The following is a 1,636-nucleotide window of genomic DNA, read 5'->3' on the forward strand; positions in this document are numbered from 1 at the left end:
CCAAGGTTGTAGGGCGAGCTGTAGGCAAATCCGCAGCTCACATAGCCTGAGAACTGATGGTGACCGCTTATGCGGGATGATTGGGTGATCCTATGCTGCCTAGAAAAGCCTCGGCGCGAGGTTCAAGCCGCCCGTACCCTAAACCGACTCAGGTGGTCAGGTAGAGAATACTAAGGCGATCGAGAGAATCATGGTTAAGGAACTCGGCAAAATGCCCCCGTAACTTCGGGAGAAGGGGGGCCTGAGGCGTGAAGGCACTTGCTGCCGGAGCGTTTGAAGGCCGCAGAGACCAGGGAGAAGCGACTGTTTACTAAAAACACAGGTCCGTGCGAAGTCGCAAGACGATGTATACGGACTGACGCCTGCCCGGTGCTGGAAGGTTAAGAGGACGGGTCAGCTCTTCGGAGCGAAGCTCAGAATTTAAGCCCCAGTAAACGGCGGTGGTAACTATAACCATCCTAAGGTAGCGAAATTCCTTGTCGGGTAAGTTCCGACCTGCACGAATGGCGTAACGACTTCTCCGCTGTCTCAACCGTGAACTCGGCGAAATTGCACTACGAGTAAAGATGCTCGTTACGCGCAGCAGGACGGAAAGACCCCGGGACCTTTACTATAGCTTGGTATTGGTGTTCGGTACGGCTTGTGTAGGATAGGTGGGAGACTGTGAAGCCGGCACGCCAGTGTCGGTGGAGTCAACGTTGAAATACCACTCTGGTCGTTCTGGATATCTAACCTCGGTCCGTAATCCGGATCAGGGACAGTGCCTGGTGGGTAGTTTAACTGGGGCGGTTGCCTCCTAAAAAGTAACGGAGGCGCTCAAAGGTTCCCTCAGCCTGGTTGGCAATCAGGTGGCGAGTGCAAGTGCACAAGGGAGCTTGACTGTGAGACTGACAAGTCGAGCAGGGACGAAAGTCGGAACTAGTGATCCGGCGGTGGCTTGTGGAAGCGCCGTCGCTCAACGGATAAAAGGTACCCCGGGGATAACAGGCTGATCTTGCCCAAGAGTCCATATCGACGGCATGGTTTGGCACCTCGATGTCGGCTCGTCGCATCCTGGGGCTGGAGTAGGTCCCAAGGGTTGGGCTGTTCGCCCATTAAAGCGGTACGCGAGCTGGGTTTAGAACGTCGTGAGACAGTTCGGTCCCTATCCGCTGCGCGCGCAGGAAACTTGAGAAGGGCTGTCCCTAGTACGAGAGGACCGGGACGGACGAACCTCTGGTGTGCCAGTTGTTCCGCCAGGAGCACGGCTGGTTAGCTACGTTCGGAAGGGATAACCGCTGAAAGCATCTAAGCGGGAAGCCTGCTTCAAGATGAGGTTTCCATGGGGTTTAACCCCGAGAGGCTCCCAGCTAGACCACTGGGTGAATAGGCCGGATGTGGAAGTGTGGACTAAAGACACACGCAGCTGACCGGTACTAATAAGCCGATAACTTGACACACTTATATTGCTACGCGTCCACTGTGCGGTTCCCGAGATACGGTCGGGAACCCGATTGACATCTCCATAGAGTTACGGCGGTCATAGCGAAGGGGAAACGCCCGGCTCCATTCCGAACCCGGAAGCTAAGCCCTTCTGCGCCGATGGTACTGCATGGGAGACTGTGTGGGAGAGTAGGTCGCCGCCGAACACCCTTTC

General features: G+C 55.9%; 2 rRNA genes (1 of these 2 cut by a window edge). Both read left to right on the plus strand.

The window, feature by feature from the left end:
• Positions 1-1,439 (plus strand): 23S ribosomal RNA (locus tag M1R94_RS20135) (it extends 1,769 nt beyond the left edge of the window).
• Between the two features lie 72 nt (positions 1,440-1,511).
• Positions 1,512-1,628, plus strand: a 5S ribosomal RNA gene (rrf, locus tag M1R94_RS20140).
• Positions 1,629-1,636: the final 8 nt, after the last annotated feature.

The sequence above is a fragment of the Actinotalea alkalitolerans genome, from assembly GCF_023369855.1.
GTDB lineage: Bacteria > Actinomycetota > Actinomycetes > Actinomycetales > Cellulomonadaceae > Actinotalea.